The following is a 16,170-nucleotide window of genomic DNA, read 5'->3' on the forward strand; positions in this document are numbered from 1 at the left end:
GCTTAATTGCCGTTTTTTTATGGGTGAAATATGAGAATTCAAGGCGCGAAAGGTGGGAGTTCCAAACCTCGGACACCCGTAGAGCAAAAAGACAGCCTATTAGCAGAATCAACGGCAAAGTTACTGCTTGCTATTTCTGAAGGGGAAATTGCTGGTGGGTTAGATGATACGTGTATTTTTCTTGATGATACCCCAATCGGTAATGCAGATGGCTCTAAAAACTTTGAAGGTGTGACGTGGGAATTTCGTGCCGGTAGTGAACATCAGGAATATATTCAAGGTATCCCTTCCGTTGATAATGAAATTGCGGTGGGGATGGAATTAAAAGACGATCAGCCATATGTAAGAACGGTCAATAATACCCAGTTATCGGCGATCCGTATTCGCTTGTCTGTGCCTCAATTTCTCCAGCAACACGATAACGGTGATACCACAGGTTATCATGTCGATTATGTTATTGAGCTTTCCACGGATGGGGCTGGCTATAAAGAAGTGGTTAAATCCGCCTTTGACGGTAAGACCACCAGCGAGTACCCAAGAACGCACCGCATTGATTTACCCAAGGCTTCTACAGGTTGGCAAGTTCGTGTTCGCCGTTTAACGAAAAACCAGAATAATGCACGCATTGCGGATCGGATTAATATTGCTGCGATTGCGGAAGTGATAGACGCCAAATTGCGGTACCCAAATACGGCCCTGTTATTTATCACTTTTAATGCCCGTCAATTTAATAACCGGATCCCTAAAGTCAGCGTGCGCCCAAAAGGAGGCTTGTTGGTTAAGGTACCAACGAATTATGACCCCATTAACCGGACCTATTCAGGGGTATGGGATGGCACCTTTAAATTAGCGGCAACCAATAATCCAGCATGGGTATTTTATGATCTGGTACTCAATAACCGTTACGGCTGCGGTGACCGCATTAAAGCGTCACAAGTTGAAAAGTGGGACTTATATAAAATTGCACAGTATTGTGATGAATTAGTTCCAGATGGACATGGTGGTGACGGTAAAGAGCCTCGTTTTTTATGTGATGTGTATATTCAATCGCAAGAGTCGGCTTATACCGTCCTGCGTGATATTGCGGCGATTTTCCGTGGCATGACGTTCTGGGCGGACAATAAAGTCAAAGCGGTTGCTGATATGCCTGCCAGTATTTTCCGTACTTTTACCAATGCGAATATTGTGGGCGGTAAACCCTCTTATTCAGGTGGCAGTACTCAGAATCGCTATACACAAGCACTGGTTTCTTTTACGGATATTAATAACCACAGCAATGATGATATTGAGCCCGTAGTCGATTTAAAGCTTCAGCGACGTTACAAGACTGTGCGTAAGGTGGAGTTATCCGCTATTGGGTGTACCCGTCGAAGCGAAGCAAATCGCCGTGGACGCTGGGCATTATTAACCAATGCCAATGACCGCATGATTTCCTTTGCAACGGGGTTAGAGGGCGCAATACCTTCTCCTGGTCATATTATTGCTGTTGCTGACTCATCACTTGCGGGTCGCAATACGGGTGGTCGTATTTCATCCGTAGAGGGGCGTAAAATTACCCTCGATAGAACCACCTCAATTAAAGCCGGCGATCGCTTAATTGTAAACTTACCCAATGGCGGTTCAGAGGGGCGAACAGTTACAGCCGTAAATAAAAAGGTGGTGACGGTTTCTGTTGAGTATTCACAAGTACCCCAAAAAGAAGCTGTGTGGGTAGTGGACTCTGACGACTTAGCGATCCAGTTGTACCGGGTCATTAACATCAGCGTTAATGGTGATAATACCTACACCATTAACGGTACCATTCATAACCCTGACAATTATGACCATATTGACTCAGGGGCGCGTATTGATGAGCGGCCAATTACAGTTATCCCGCCCAATGTGCAGCCAGCACCGAAAAACGTGCGTATTTCCTCCTATTCACAAGTAGAACAAGGTATTGCATTCACCACATTGCGTGTTGATTGGGAAGCTGCTGAAAGTGCGATTGCGTATGAAGCTGAATGGCGTCGAGATAACGGTAACTGGATAAATGCCCCGCGTACATCAACGCTGGGTTTTGAAGTTAATGGTATTTATGCCGGGCGTTATCAAGTTCGCGTACGTGCAATTAATGCATCTGAAATTTCCAGCGTGTGGGCTAGTGCGGAAGAAACCCAGCTAAACGGTAAAGAAGGTAATCCACCGAAGCCACTTAATCTACGTGCGACCTCAGAGGTTTGGGGTATTACATTGGATTGGGGCTTTGATGTAAATACCAGTGATTCACTCAAAACAGAACTGCAGTATTCACCTGAAAATACCGCTGATTCTATGCAGTTGCTGGCGGATGTGCCTTACCCTCTCAAATCTTATCGTATGTCTGGCCTTAAAGCGGGTGTGCGCTTCTATTTTCGTGCAAGGCTGGTGGATAAGAGCGGTAATCAATCGGAATGGACAAGCTTTGTTTTAGGTGAATCATCAACGGATGTTGAGGGTATTCTGGGCGCGGTTGGCGATAAGTTCCTCAGCAATGAAGCCGGTCAAATCATGCAAGAGCAAATCGACTTCAACCAAGGGAATGTTCAACTGCAACTTGAGCAAGCAGCCGAAGCGACACTTAACAACACAATGATGTTAAATCAAGTCTCATGGCGCTTATTCGAAGAAGAGGGCACGCGTAAATCTGAAATATTCCGACTTGAACAAGTGAGAGTATCAGACCAGGAGGCGCTAGCACGTTGGCAGCAGCAAGTTAAAACCGACTACGAGCAAACCTCATCCGCTGTTCTAAAAGTACAAGAGTCATTATCAACACTTGAGGAGTCAACAGCGAAAGATATTTCACAGGTCAAAGCTGAGATTAAACAAGTTGATGACAAATTAGGACCGATGGATGCCCGTATTACGGATCAGTCAGAGGCGATTGCTAAAATCGATGAGACACAGACGAAGCATATTGAAACAGCAGAATCCCGATTTAATGATAATGAAGCGTTAATTAATCAATTGGCACGCACAATTACCAATGCTGAAAGTTCATTAGCAGAAGTGGGGATGCAGCTGACAGCGGAATATGGCAACCAAGCGGTTGAGCAGTTAAAAATTCAATCCTCAATCACTCGACTGGATAAGACGGTTGCTAATAATCAGTTAACGTTTGCACAGTCTATTGAGCGGCTTAATTCCCAATACGGAGAGACTCAAGCAGCGATTGAGAAAATGGCAAAAACAGAGGTGGACTATCAAGGTAATGCTTCTTCTGTTATTTCGTTTAAAACTGCGGTGATGTACAACGGCCAATATTATGATGCCAAAATGCTAATAGGGGCTAGCGTTAAAAACGGGCAAGTCGTTACTCAAATTGGTTTTAGTGCCGATACCTTCGGTATTTTTAATCCATCCAGCGGCAAGTTAGATCCGGCATTTGTCGTTATTAACGGGCAAGTGGTTATTAGCGAAGCACTGATTAACAAAGCTATGATTGGCAGTATTGTTGTTCAAACTGACATGCGCTCACCTAACTATGTGCCGGGCAAATCTGGAATGCGTATTGATATGCAAAACAGTGTGTTTGAGACAAACAGTAATGAGGGGGATTACTCCGTTATTCGAAACAGTAAAGGCGACTACTTTAAGTATAAAAACATCTACATCATAGAGTTAGGGTGGTTCTTATGATTGATAGTTTGTATGGCTTGAAAATTCGGAATTTAGACGGCAGTGAGTTTGTGTTCAATGAACGAACCGCTCCAGCGACAAACCTTTGGACTCGTTACGTTAGGGCGAATGATGGCCTCTCCCCTGATGGGGGGTGGCTAACATCAAAATGGACGTGTCCGAACGAAATTCCAGAAGGATATGGATTTCAGGTGGTTTCTTTAACAGCAGCGGAAGTCACGTTTACACAAAGCGGGGATAGGCGTTATGTATCGGGGACTCAAGATAAGATCGCCTATAGCTCGGATGGTCGAAAAGTCACGGTAATGGGGTTTAGTGATACGCATAATTTTAATTATACAAAAATTATCGCGTTTCCGACTATCGCATCACAAAAAACCGCGAGTGGTTTTGGGCTAAAAGTCATGGGGAGTTCTATCTTTCTGGAAAATACGCCACCCCTTGGTTATGCCTATGCCACTCATAAAGCCAAGGTCTACATTACGGATGCCTTTAACATTGAAAGTACCTTCCCCGGGCTAACAATTGAAAATGCCGTGTTTTTCTTTTACACCGACGATAACAAATCGTTTATCCGTTTAGAGCCTTCAAACGTACAAAGCTGGGAAAAGTTAAAGTGGTGGCGTTATGTTAGCCGAAATCGAAACAGTACCAATATTACCGCCTATTCGCCCGCGTGGTATTGGGTTGTTGCATTTACGAATGTGCAACCCGCCCAACTGGATACCCCCGGCTTTGGTTTGAAAATTCGTAATCTAGAAGGGAAAGTCACGTTTAACTCTCAAATGGGCGTAATGACTCGGCCTATTACCGTTCCCGGCAATCAAATACCGCTAGGTTCAGGTATTAACGTTGATCCCATTCGTCGACCCATGTACACACCGACAAAGGTCGGGGAGATATTCAGCAGCGATGGTGGTTTAGGCTGGTGGCGAGACTTAAATATCGGTAATTTAGGAGAGTCTCAAATCAGTTTATTTCAAACCAGTACCTCTCAACAGCGTGGTTATCACGGCAATCAAACGATAGCCCGAACCGCAACACCCGCTATTTTTCTAGACGCTGCAGATTATTTTCCTTTTCCATAGGTAACCATATGAAACAAATGAAATATGCGATATTCGCAGGAATGGTCGTGCTTATTGCTGCGTGCAAATCTCCTGTAACAGTTACGCACGAAGTATGTGAAGGATTATTTGTGGTCACACAATCAGACAAAAATGAGTTCAAACAACATCACTGTATGAAGTAATAAACGAATATCAATAAGCCGCGCAAGCGGTTTTTTTACGTTCAAAATTCAAGGAAACACCATGATTTATGAAATTGGCACTATCTCAACAAAGGCTAACGACCCGAAAATCACAGGTAAAAACACGTTATGGAAAAACAGCGTGACGAAAGTCTCTGTGGGGCAAATTATTCTTATCCAGTCGGGCAATACGATATATCAAAACAGCATTCGCTCGGTGGAAAGCGATACACAAATGACGTTGAGCCTTCCTGTTCCAGTGGCACTAACAGATGTGAAATACGTTATTTCAATCACGATGATTGGTTCAGTATCAGACGGTGTTAACAAAGCAACAGCGATGGTTACTGAAAGCTATCAACTGATGATGATATTGAACCGACTCATGACCGAATCCGGTGTGATTAAAGTGGTGTTACCTGACGGCACTGAAATGCAACTGAGAACGGAGAAAGAAAGGGATAGGCTGCTAGATGGGAAGTTTGATAAGACTGGGGGAGATATTAAAGGCAATACCACTGTTGAAGGTGATGTTGCTTCCAAAATGGGGACGTACTTAGTTAAGCTTGAGACCCGTGGAAATAAAACCTCAATAGTATCATCAAAGGACTATGAGAGGTTTAATATTCACACTCTTCAAGAAAAAAGTGGCACATTAATGCATGTCGGTGATTTTGGATGGGGAGATACTGGGGCTGGTACTGCAGGAAACTGGGATGCAGCTGCTGTTATTGAAAATTTCAGAACTGGAGTAAGCAGGATATGGCGGACTGAAGTGGGTGGGTCGGACTATGCGTACAGATATGCTCCAAATATTCTGTTCAAAACTGGGGACACTTTCACTAATATTTCGACGGACATATATACAGGCATAACAAAGATTACATCTGGAATAAGCGCTAATACAACTTCATACAAACATAACACTTTGTGGGGAAGCTCAAACACAACAAAAGACTCAAACGGTAACTTAAAAGCTGCATCACCAGTTATTAAGGTTTTTGCTGATCATATTGAAAGTAATGACGAATCCGAGGGCGTTGAACTCGAAAAACTCGGCACCGGACGTTATAAGCTGAAAGGTACACTGGGTATGCACTCAGATGCATCGTGGGGCGGGATACATGGCGGCTTAGTCGTTCCAAATGGAATTAATAATCTCCCGTTGGTGTGGGCTGATTTTGACGTTTTACCGGATGGTGACATAGTCATTGAGACACGTTATAGAAAACACGCCCTCCATCAGATGCTAGAAGCACAGCGATTAATGACTTACCCGGAGTTTCTTGATGAAAATAACGAAGAGCGTGAAGATTACGACTATTGCGATATTCCGAATGGTCACTGGATTGACGTGCGTGTAAACATGCCTAGTAACTCCCTCTACAATCAAAAGCAAGCTGAAGCAGAGAGACTCGCTAAGATAGAAGCAGAGCGATTAGCGCAAGAAGAAGCTAAACGTGCAGCAGAGGAAGAAGAGAGGGTAGAGCAGGAAGCTGCGGAACGTAAACAATATGGCCTTGATGAAAATAGTGTATTGCTGTAATTAGGTGCAAAAAAGCCGCATTATTGCGGCTTCACTTACTATACGCATTCAGTAGTTCTTGAATACTAACATCAAGAATGTTAGCTATCGCGAATAAGTCATCGATGTATATTGATAACTCACCACTTTCATATTGTATATATTTTTTTTCAGAGGCTGTTAAGCCTTTTGCTATTTCTTTGGTTGAAATATTTTTAGCTAACCGCTTATTTTTTATAAGGCTGCCGATTGCTTTATTTCCCATATCCCTCTCAATCAGTCCAGTTGCAAAGTAAGTTAGTTAGGGTGAGAGGGTATTTTACAAAAAATAATACAGGCTTCAAACGAAACAAGGCTAAGCAAGTATTTTATAAACAGAGCAACAATAAAAACTAATGCGCCAGCTCGAGTAGTTGGCGCATCTAGAACACTTATCAAAATATTCTACTTCGGCTTCTTGGGTTTCAGGAAGCCAATCACCATCGATAAATATCTCTTCTAGTGTTTCTTCAATATATGTTTTCTTCTCATTCTTCCCAAGACCGTCAATAGACACGTTACTTGAGTGATGTAGTTTATATCGATATTTAGATCGGGGTATTAGAGTAAGAAGAAGCTAAACGTGAAGCAGAGGAAGAAGAGAAGGGAGAGCAGTAGGATAATAAATCCTAACGAGAGGAAGGGTAAAAGCCGGTATAACTATGTCGGACTTTTACCCGACTTTTACCCGACTTTTACCCGCCCCAAACTCACCGCACAAAAAAACCAACCTTAAGTGGTTGGTTTCTCTATATAAAGTTGGTCGGCATGATAGGATTTGAACCTACGACCCCCGACACCCCATGACGGTGCGCTACCAAGCTGCGCTACATGCCGAACTTTGATTAATACTACTCATTTTACTTCTAAAAGCAATAGACTGAAGATGCGACTGGTTGATATTTAAACACTAATTTTCATTAAAGCGTTTTAACTCAGTAAAGATCTTCAACAACTCAGCCAAGTCAGGTTTTTCATTTCGTTCTATAGCACCTTGTTTATCATAGATATTAAACTGACCATTTTGATCCATGTAGAGGGTGGCATTATCTGTGGTAATGACAACATCGTCGTTATCACCGGTGATCACCCATGGGTAAGTACGTTTAACACTAAATAAATCCTCACCTTGGCTGTAATCATCGGGTGGATTACTGACATGTAGTAAACGCTGCATCAATGTTGTCATGACATCTTGATGACTAGTTAGCTTATCTATTTGCTGCGCTGGTGTGTTTGGCCAATAAATGAATAGTGGCACTTGCATATTATTACGATTGAAGCGTTTGCCATCTAACCACTCGTTTTCTGCTTTTCCTTGGTTATTGTAATTTGCGGTCACAACAACAATGGTGTTTTGCAAGCGATTATCACGCTGTAATACAGACATCACGCGATTGATTTGTTCATTGGTTTTCGCGCTTCCAGGTGTTCCTTTAATATTGAGGAAAGAGAACCAAGGAGAGTCATTCTTAAGGCTATCTAGCCAGTTACTCCATTGTGTCACTGTTAAGTTGTCATTATCTGCAGTTTTTGCAGGTAATGAGTAATCCGCTAAAATAGCTTGCCTGAATAATGGAGAATTAAAGCCATCTGTTGAGAATAAACCAAACTGATATCCTTGATGCTGTAAGGCTTCGATTAGCGCTGATGGATGGCGACCATTGAGAATATTATCGAAATAAGTTGATGAAATACCATAGAATAAGCCAAATAGCGCGGTATCGTTACGTAGACCGGCAGTGTAGTGATTCGTAAACTGTGTACTGATTTCTTTAAATTCGTTTAACGCACCCATAGAATCTTGTTGAGATTTGTCTCCAAGATCATCAATGACCAACAATAATAAGTTGTAATCGGCGCCTTGGTCATAATAACTTAAAGGTTTCAATGGGTAGTTTAATTTAAGTGCTGTTGGGCTACCTTGCTGGAATACACGGTTTTGATGTTCAGTTAAGTCTAACAGGCCATATCTATCAAGGAGCTTGCGGGCTGTCATGGGTTGTGACAATGGATAATTGTAGCGTTGCATGGTGATAGGGCGATAAAAATTAGCATCGGCCCATGCATACATCAGGTGTGACATAATAAAGGTCACAATAAAAATACCCGCAAGCGGTTTGCCAAATGTTTGGCGATTTAAACTACGTAATTTTTGCCAACTCCAAGTCGCAAATAACATTTCAACAAGAAAGATAATCGGAATGCTGATAAACATCAGTTGCCATTCACGAGCCATCTCACCCTTAGTTGGGTTGATGACCAAGTCCCAAACTTGTGGTGTTAAATGCAAACCAAATTGGCTAAAAACACGGATATCAAAAATTAATAGCGTTGTACCAGCCGTTGCAAGGGCAACACAAAGTACCCTCAGCAGCCGCTGAGACATAACAATAAAGGTCAGTGGAAAAACAATTAGTAAGTAAGTCGCAAAGACCACAAAACTAAAGTGACCAATCCAACTGACGAAAGCATAAATTCGGCCAGTTAGGGTATCTGGCCAATCAAAAATAAACAGATAGCTACTACTTAACACGAGGCTAAGCAGTATATTGAATAGTGCAAACCAGTGCCCCCAACCAATCATGTTAGAGACTTTGTCACGGTAGCGCAGGTGGGTGACCATACTGTTTATTTCATTAATCAATTAGTGTGATTGATCTTCTTTAACAGAAGAAAGTAATGCATTTGCGAATGATTCTGCAATCATTTTACGTTGCGCAGGCGCAACCGACGTATTCAGCAGATTCGTTACCATATTACCTAACACCATGAGGGAAAGGTCAACAGGGGTGTGGTTTTTTTCTAACACGCTCACGAGGTCAGAAAGTAAACCTTCAACTTTTTCATCACTATAGCGAGATGATTGTGGCATAAATTGAGACATCCTAAATTAATGAAAGCTACATATCATAGCGTATCACAGCTGGTTTTTCTTCTTTCTTCGCAACAAATTTTTGTTTAAGTGATAATAATGCTAATTCAGATTCGTAAAGTGCGTATTAGTTCAGCGTAATTAGGCTGAAAATAGAACAAATGATGGTTTCTGTTGCAGAGGAATAATATCAATGTTTGAATACGCGCAACATTATTTTCGCTATAACGAAGGAGCCAACAATGAGTCTGGAAATTAACCAGATAGCTTTACACCAGTTAATTAAAAGAGATGAGCAAACCCTAGAGGTGATGTTGCGGGATTCTTTATTGACAGCAGATGGTGTCGTACAAGACATGATGGCAGAGTTACACCGCGTCTATAGTGCAAAAAGTAAAGCATTTGGCGAATTTAACGAAGAAAGTGAACTTGCCGATGCGTTAAAGTTATTGCGTAAAGGCGAGGAAGAGTTTTTAGGGTTCAGCCGTGCGATGACCGTTCGCTTGAAAGATGAATTAGCCAAATATCCTTTTGCTGAAGGGGGCGTGGTTCTCTTTTGTCAATACCGTTACCTCGCGGTCGAATATTTATTAATTGCGGTGCTCAATAGTTGTGACAGCATGTTTGTCACGGAATCATTGGATTTAGGCACCACACATTATTTAGATATTCCTCATGCAGATATTGTCGCTCGTATTGATTTAACGGAATGGGAGACCAATCCTGAATCAAAACGCTATTTAACTTTCTTAAAAGGTAGAGTAGGGCGAAAAGTATCTGATTTCTTTATGGACTTTTTGGCTGCATCAGAGGGATTAAATGCAAAAGTTCAGAATAAAGGCTTGGTACAGGCACTTGACGATTTTTGTGATAATGCACAAATGGACAAAAACACACGTCAAGCTTATCGCCAGCAAGTGCATAGTTATTGTACAGAACAATTACAGTCTGGAGAGGAAATTGAGTTACAGGCGCTGGCAAAAGAGCTGCCAATGGTTGAAGAACAAAGCTTCGATGATTTCGCTCGCCAAAATGATTATCAACTCGAAGAAAGTTTCCCTGCCGATAGAGGAACGTTGAAGCAATTAACGAAGTTCTCAGGGAGTGGCGGAGGGATCACGATTAGCTTTGATGCGATGCTTATGGGAGAGCGTATCTTTTGGGACCCTGTCACTGATACGTTGACCATTCGCGGTACACCACCTAATTTGCGTGACCAGTTACAACGCCGGGGGGCTAAATAGGCTGTGGCGTTGAATCGGTAGAAATAAATAACGCCGCAATTGCGGCGTTATTTACTCGGCGTCCCGAAAATTCTAAAGCTCGGCTGTGGGCTTTAATTAAGCGCGCAGGAAGTCAATGTGCGTCACTTTTGGCTTAAATGGGTGACGTTGAACAGCCTGAACTTTTACTTTTGTTTCTTTACCATCGATAACCAGGTTCAGAACTTCGTAAAATTCTGCTTTGCTTTCTTGGTTGATGATTTCATCGTGGTTAAGAGTTACAGAGATAGCTTCTTGGTTGCCACCGTAAACGATAGCTGGAAGCTGGTTATCTCTGCGCAGGCGGCGGCTCGCACCCTTACCCTGCTCTTTACGTTCAATTGCATTGATAGTTAACATTACTATTTCTCTATAAAAAGAAAATATAAATTCCTGCTACAGGCGACCCAGCAGCAGGTTCGAGATTTGGCCTATGGATACTTCATTCAGCGAACAAGATATCGGAAGGCGGGCGGCATTTTAACGAAAAATCCATCATCCAGCAATCATTATGATCGTTTTCGCTTTATGATAGAGAATCTGCAACGCGAAAACGCCCTTGATAATCGAAGATTTTCTCTCTAATTTCCCAAAAACGCTCTTTTTTGCGTGCAACAATAAATTGAGGATAACGTAATAAAGATTGCTGCAATAATATATCATTTGCACTATTCCATTTAAATGGAACACCCGGAGCACGCTGATGCTCTCGTAAAAAACGATATTCGAATACGCGTTTTTGTGCGGGCGTCGCTAAGCGAAAACGTTCAGAAACGCTAGTTCCGTCTTCATCAAAATAATTTATTTTAATCCATTCACCTTTGGAATCACTTCCAGTAATGAATTGCATACCACCGCAACGAATGATTAATGCATCTTTAAGTTTTAATGCGGCTTTTAGCATATCGTCAGGGTCGGTAAGCACCTCTTGGCATTTTTGGCAGCGACGAGCAGCAATATCATTTTCTGCACCGCAATGTGGACATTGCTTGAAGCGAAAACGAAATTCACATTGTTTTTTCTGCCTATTTTCATCCTCTTCCCAGCCTTGGCAGCGCCGGCCGTAATGTTCAATAATTTGCCCATCAGAGGTACATTTACCCCAAAAAATATTCGCAAATTGGCACAATGGACAGAAAACTTGCACGGGAACACTGGTTGAGTTGGGTCTACTAGAACCCACTTCAGGCCGAAACAAATCATGTGGATTACCGGCATAATCTAAGATTAAACAGCGGGTTTTTCCTTCGGAGAGGCGTAATCCTCGGCCAACAATTTGTTGGTATAAGCTGACTGACTCTGTGGGTCGTAAAATCGCAATCACATCAACATGAGGCGCATCAAACCCAGTTGTTAATACTGAAACGTTAACGAGATAGTGTAATTCTTTGTTTTTAAATTGGTTAATAATTGCTTGCCTATCAGCAGCAGGGGTTTCAGCTGTCACTAATGCCGCACTGTTTTGGGGTAAATAGCCCAAAATTTCTTTTGCGTGCTCAACCGTTGCTGCAAAAATCATACAGCCTTGTAATGGTGCTGCATATTCAATAACTTGCTCAATAATTTTAGGGGTAATGCGTTGCTGCTTTTTTAATGACAGATTAAGCTCTTGTTCATTAAAAATACCTGATGATGTCAGTGAAACTTGGCTAAAATCATATTGGAGAACAGGCATATCTAAGCGTTCAGGTGGTACTAAGAATTTGTTTTTAATCATATAATGTAGAGGTAGTTCATAAATACACTCACGGAAAAAACAATTTTCATCGCCACGTACCATACCATGGTAATGGTATTGGTAAATCCAACCACTGTTGAGACGGTAGGGCGTGGCGGTTAATCCTAAAATACGTAATGAAGGGTTATTGGACTGTAAAGCCTGGATGATTTGTTGGTATTGGCTTTTATCATTCAAACTTATACGGTGACACTCATCAATAATCACTAACGAAAAATGTGCATCAAAGGCTTTAAGGTTTCGAGCAACAGATTGCACGCTACCAAACACGACTTTGCTTTGAGATTCTTTTCGATTTAGACCTGCGGCAAATATATCGGCTTGTAGGCCATATGTGAGGTACTTAGCATGATTCTGCTCAACTAATTCTTTTACATGTGCTAATACCAGCACTCGGCCACGAGCAAGCCGCGCCAATTCAGCGATCACTAAGCTTTTACCTGCTCCAGTTGGCAAGACAATTACGGCAGGGTGAGTCTGTTTACGGAAATAATCAACCGTCGCATCGACAGCTTCTTGTTGGTATGGGCGTAAAACAAAAGGCATATTATTCAGCATTATGTAATTAAATCAGGTGAATGACGTTAAATTTAATTTAAAACGATGACTCTGTCTAAAGATGTGAGTTGTTTCGGTGAAACTATCACTTCACAAGGGTTATTGTTATAATGAATTATGTGATAACAATCACAACAACCTTTCACTCTATATTCTGACAGTTGAGCGTTATTGTACGCTTCACTGGCATTCCATCAAGTTAAGAGAATCTATGCGACTGGATAAATTTTTGTCCCAGCAATTAGGGATAAGCCGAAGTTTGGTAGCGCGAGAACTGCGCGCAGGGCTTGTAACGGTTGATGATGAAATCGTTAAATCAGGGGCTTTTCAAGTTACGATTGACCATGAAGTCGCTTATGATGGCAATGTCCTCGTACAAGTTACTGGGCCGCGTTATTTTATGTTACATAAACCACAAGGCTATATTTGCTCAACAGATGACCCAACACATCCAACAATTCTTTTTTTTATTGATGAGCCTCTTGCACAAAAACTGCATTCAGCAGGGCGTTTAGATATCGATACAACCGGCCTTGTATTATTGACGGACGATGGCCAATGGTCACATCGCATTACTTCACCCAAGCATCATTGTGAAAAAACGTACCGAGTTCAATTGAGTGATGATATTGCTCAAGATGTTGCTGAGAAGTTTGCTCAGGGCGTTATGCTCAATGGGGAAAAACATCCAACTAAACCAGCGAAACTGGAAATTATTAGCCCTAGAGATGTCAGGCTGACGATTAGCGAAGGGCGTTATCATCAAGTAAAACGTATGTTTGCAGCGGTAGGAAACCACGTTTGTGGGTTACACCGTGAACGTGTTGGGGAAATTTGGCTCGATGATGCTCTTGAGCCAGGAGAATACCGCCCACTGACGGAAGAAGAAATCAACAGCATTAATGTACCACGTAAAAAAACAGCAGGAGTTTAAAGAGTGCAACAGCAGCGTTCATCCTATTTGGGGCTGATATTAATTCTAGGTTTATTATCGATGCTAATGCCATTGGCTATCGACATGTACCTACCAAGCTTTCCGACGATGATGCATTATTTTAATGTAGATGAAGGGCGCATTCAAATGACGCTCAATAGCTACATTTTTGGTTTTGCTATAGGGCAATTATTTTATGGTCCTATGGCTGATAGCATTGGGCGTAAACCTGTTATTTTGGGTGGAGTTGTCGTTTTTGCCATCGCTTCAGCGGCTTGCGCTATCACTGAATCGATTGATTCACTGATTTGGTTACGTTTTTTACATGGTTTTGCCGCTGCAGCTGCAAGTGTTGTGATTAACGCACTTATGCGAGATATGTTTACTCGTGATGAATTCTCAAGAAGTATGTCTTTTGTTGTATTAGTGATGACGGTGGCACCGTTATTAGCCCCTATTTTAGGGGGAGAACTAATGCGTTGGTTTTCATGGCATGCCATTTTCTGGAGTATCGCCATTGCAGCGGTTGTTGCCGTTATTTTAGTGAGCTGTTTTGTGCGGGAAACATTGCCCGTTGCTAAAAGGCAAAAGTTTCATATTGGTACAACATTAAGGCAATTTGCGACTTTATTTAGAGCAAGACAGGTTCTGTTCTACATATTAGCGAGTTCATTCTCTTTTGCCGGGATGTTTTCGTTCTTAAATGCAGGTGCTTTTGTCTATATCGATTTGAATGGGGTGTCTCCACAGAATTTTGGCTACTATTTTGGTATCAACATTATCTTCCTGTTTATTATGACGACAATAAATAGCCGCTATGTAAGGCATTTTGGCGCAGAAAAAATGCTTTACTTTGGCATCATTATCCAATTTGTGATGGGCGTGTGGTTGCTTGTTACAACGGCATTTGCATTAGATTTTTGGACATTGGTTATCGGTGTTGCAATCTATGTTAGTGGCATAGCGATGATTACTTCTAATGCAATGGCAGTGATCTTGGATAATTATCCACATATTGCCGGAACCGTCTCTTCATTGGCAGGAACAATAAGGTTTTCAATTGGCGCACTCGTTGGGACTTTATTATCACTCATACCCGCTCAGAGCGCATGGCCAATGGTTGGTTCTATGGTTGCTTGTGTAGCATTATCAATGTTATTTGTTCTATTAGCGAAAAAAGCAAAGTAAACCATATGTTTTCAAGTTTCATGGATGAAACTGAGAACACACAATTCCCCTTTCTTTAAATAGAATATTTTCTAGTTACTTCCCTAGATCATTCATTTTATCTATTAGAGATAAAGTAACATTGCTCGATAAAAGCGAGTAGTAATGTAGAGGTATTAAAATCCTTAATGAAAAATGATCTAAATCAATTATCATTCGAGCTAAATTTGTTAAATTTATGTTTTATGAATTAATGCTTATTGCAACATTATTCATTAATAAAAATTTGGTTTAACTTCAAAAACAAACTGTTTTTTACTATTTTCATTTCATAAATGTAAAAAAAAGTTAAGTGTTTTGAGTGAGATGTTGAGCTTAGAGATCAAAATTAGTTTAAATTTTAATATATTTACTACTAAAATGAATGTGCAATGATTTGTGTCACAAAAATTTAACGACATTTTGTTTTTTTAATGTTATATTTAAAGTTCGACATTTAACATTCATGTTACTTTTTGGATGACTAAAAGTTCGGTTTGAACGATGAATGATTGGCTTAAGCCCGTGTTAGGTCAAGTAAGAATGTAAGTATCAGTACTTGGCAAAATACTAAAATGTTTCAATAGGATATCTTTGTGGAAAAATTAGGTCTTTCGGTGGTGCACAGGCTACCGCAAAGCTACCGCTGGTTATCAGGCAAAATAGGTACGGATGTTGAAGTCGTGCCTATGAATGATGCCGATAGCGATAAGCTTGTGGGGCTGAAGCTACTTAGCCATGACTGTGCGACAGATTGTATTGCAATGCAGCAATTGTCTGAATCATTGTCAGATATGCAGATCGCTAACGCAATCTTAGAGTGGCAAAAAGAAATTTGCCTATTCATTCATGCTAATGATGAGCTAGCTGCTATGTGTCGCTTAAAAGCTTCTGGCGTCGCGATTGCAGAACTGTCTTCTGGCTTTTATAGTGCTTAGTTTTGAGTATATTTGCTTGGTTATATTGGCTCGATGATTCATTATTATTTTAGTTACAAGTTTAGTTCAGCTATGTTTTATAACTTGTTTTTGAATGAGCGTTATCGTGAGGTGGGTTTGGTATTTAAGCTATTTTTATCAAAAAGAATCAAATAGCTATACTAAATTTAGTTAATAAAGATT

Annotated in this window: 12 protein-coding genes and 1 tRNA gene; 7 read left to right on the forward strand and 6 right to left on the reverse strand. The window is 41.2% G+C overall.

What is annotated here, in order from left to right; genetic code table 11:
* The first annotated feature begins 30 nt into the window (after positions 1-30).
* The 3 genes from gpJ to FVA69_RS08920 all read left to right on the forward strand — a co-directional run bounded on the left by gpJ (position 31) and on the right by FVA69_RS08920 (position 6,458).
* Entirely contained in the window at positions 31-3,660 is a 3,630-nt protein-coding gene (gene gpJ / locus FVA69_RS08910; RefSeq protein ID WP_164528730.1) for a TipJ family phage tail tip protein, read from the forward strand.
* Entirely contained in the window at positions 3,657-4,748 is a 1,092-nt protein-coding gene (locus tag FVA69_RS08915) for a hypothetical protein (RefSeq protein ID WP_164528731.1), read from the forward strand. The genes gpJ and FVA69_RS08915 overlap by 4 nt, the downstream gene beginning before the upstream one ends.
* Before the next feature lie 225 nt (positions 4,749-4,973).
* Entirely contained in the window at positions 4,974-6,458 is a 1,485-nt protein-coding gene (locus tag FVA69_RS08920; RefSeq protein ID WP_164528732.1) for a hypothetical protein, read from the forward strand.
* Between the two features lie 31 nt (positions 6,459-6,489).
* Here the strand turns inward: FVA69_RS08920 and FVA69_RS08925 are convergent, their stop codons facing one another.
* From FVA69_RS08925 to FVA69_RS08945, 4 genes are all read right to left on the reverse strand, one after another.
* A complete protein-coding gene (locus FVA69_RS08925; protein ID WP_094961282.1) occupies positions 6,490-6,702 on the reverse strand; it encodes a helix-turn-helix domain-containing protein in 213 nt (70 codons plus the stop codon).
* Between the two features lie 534 nt (positions 6,703-7,236).
* Positions 7,237-7,313: transfer RNA gene (locus FVA69_RS08935), tRNA-Pro, on the reverse strand.
* Positions 7,314-7,386: 73 nt separating this feature from the next.
* A complete protein-coding gene (yejM, locus tag FVA69_RS08940) occupies positions 7,387-9,102 on the reverse strand; it encodes an LPS biosynthesis-modulating metalloenzyme YejM (protein ID WP_109911578.1) in 1,716 nt (571 codons plus the stop codon).
* A gap of 21 nt (positions 9,103-9,123) precedes the next feature.
* Positions 9,124-9,351: a YejL family protein gene (locus FVA69_RS08945; protein WP_004911940.1), complete on the reverse strand. Its 228-nt coding sequence runs from the start codon at positions 9,349-9,351 to the stop codon at positions 9,124-9,126.
* 242 nt (positions 9,352-9,593) lie between these two features.
* Between FVA69_RS08945 and yejK the strand changes: the two genes are divergently transcribed.
* Positions 9,594-10,595: a nucleoid-associated protein YejK gene (yejK, locus tag FVA69_RS08950; protein ID WP_004911936.1), complete on the forward strand. Its 1,002-nt coding sequence runs from the start codon at positions 9,594-9,596 to the stop codon at positions 10,593-10,595.
* 96 nt (positions 10,596-10,691) lie between these two features.
* On the opposite strand, the gene rplY is transcribed toward yejK, so the two are convergent.
* Positions 10,692-10,973: a 50S ribosomal protein L25 gene (gene rplY / locus FVA69_RS08955; protein ID WP_004260060.1), complete on the reverse strand. Its 282-nt coding sequence runs from the start codon at positions 10,971-10,973 to the stop codon at positions 10,692-10,694.
* 166 nt (positions 10,974-11,139) lie between these two features.
* Complete coding sequence (locus tag FVA69_RS08960) at positions 11,140-12,897, reverse strand: DEAD/DEAH box helicase (protein ID WP_110731997.1); 1,758 nt, start codon at positions 12,895-12,897, stop codon at positions 11,140-11,142.
* A 223-nt stretch (positions 12,898-13,120) separates the two neighbouring features.
* On the opposite strand from FVA69_RS08960, the gene rsuA reads away from it, so the two are divergent.
* From rsuA to FVA69_RS08975, 3 genes are all read left to right on the forward strand, one after another.
* Positions 13,121-13,843, forward strand: a complete 723-nt coding sequence (rsuA, locus tag FVA69_RS08965; RefSeq protein WP_109911580.1) for a 16S rRNA pseudouridine(516) synthase RsuA — start codon at positions 13,121-13,123, stop codon at positions 13,841-13,843.
* Between the two features lie 60 nt (positions 13,844-13,903).
* On the forward strand, positions 13,904-15,031 hold the full coding sequence (locus FVA69_RS08970) for a Bcr/CflA family multidrug efflux MFS transporter (RefSeq protein ID WP_231136509.1): 1,128 nt from the start codon (positions 13,904-13,906) through the stop codon (positions 15,029-15,031).
* 614 nt (positions 15,032-15,645) lie between these two features.
* Positions 15,646-15,987: a hypothetical protein gene (locus FVA69_RS08975; RefSeq protein WP_004260080.1), complete on the forward strand. Its 342-nt coding sequence runs from the start codon at positions 15,646-15,648 to the stop codon at positions 15,985-15,987.
* The last annotated feature ends 183 nt before the right edge of the window (positions 15,988-16,170 follow it).

This window comes from Providencia sp. PROV004 (assembly GCF_011045615.1).
In the GTDB taxonomy this organism is placed as follows: Bacteria; Pseudomonadota; Gammaproteobacteria; order Enterobacterales; family Enterobacteriaceae; genus Providencia; species Providencia rettgeri.

What these genes read in the sequence shown, in the direction of transcription:
- gpJ (WP_164528730.1), top strand. Translation starts at nt 31, where the DNA reads ATGAGAATTCAAGGCGCGAAAGGTGGGAGTTCCAAACCTCGGACACCC.
- FVA69_RS08915 (WP_164528731.1), top strand. Translation starts at nt 3,657, where the DNA reads ATGATTGATAGTTTGTATGGCTTGAAAATTCGGAATTTAGACGGCAGT.
- FVA69_RS08920 (WP_164528732.1), top strand. Translation starts at nt 4,974, where the DNA reads ATGATTTATGAAATTGGCACTATCTCAACAAAGGCTAACGACCCGAAA.
- FVA69_RS08925 (WP_094961282.1), bottom strand. Translation starts at nt 6,702, where the DNA reads ATGGGAAATAAAGCAATCGGCAGCCTTATAAAAAATAAGCGGTTAGCT.
- yejM (WP_109911578.1), bottom strand. Translation starts at nt 9,102, where the DNA reads ATGGTCACCCACCTGCGCTACCGTGACAAAGTCTCTAACATGATTGGT.
- FVA69_RS08945 (WP_004911940.1), bottom strand. Translation starts at nt 9,351, where the DNA reads ATGCCACAATCATCTCGCTATAGTGATGAAAAAGTTGAAGGTTTACTT.
- yejK (WP_004911936.1), top strand. Translation starts at nt 9,594, where the DNA reads ATGAGTCTGGAAATTAACCAGATAGCTTTACACCAGTTAATTAAAAGA.
- rplY (WP_004260060.1), bottom strand. Translation starts at nt 10,973, where the DNA reads ATGTTAACTATCAATGCAATTGAACGTAAAGAGCAGGGTAAGGGTGCG.
- FVA69_RS08960 (WP_110731997.1), bottom strand. Translation starts at nt 12,897, where the DNA reads ATGCCTTTTGTTTTACGCCCATACCAACAAGAAGCTGTCGATGCGACG.
- rsuA (WP_109911580.1), top strand. Translation starts at nt 13,121, where the DNA reads ATGCGACTGGATAAATTTTTGTCCCAGCAATTAGGGATAAGCCGAAGT.
- FVA69_RS08970 (WP_231136509.1), top strand. Translation starts at nt 13,904, where the DNA reads ATGCTAATGCCATTGGCTATCGACATGTACCTACCAAGCTTTCCGACG.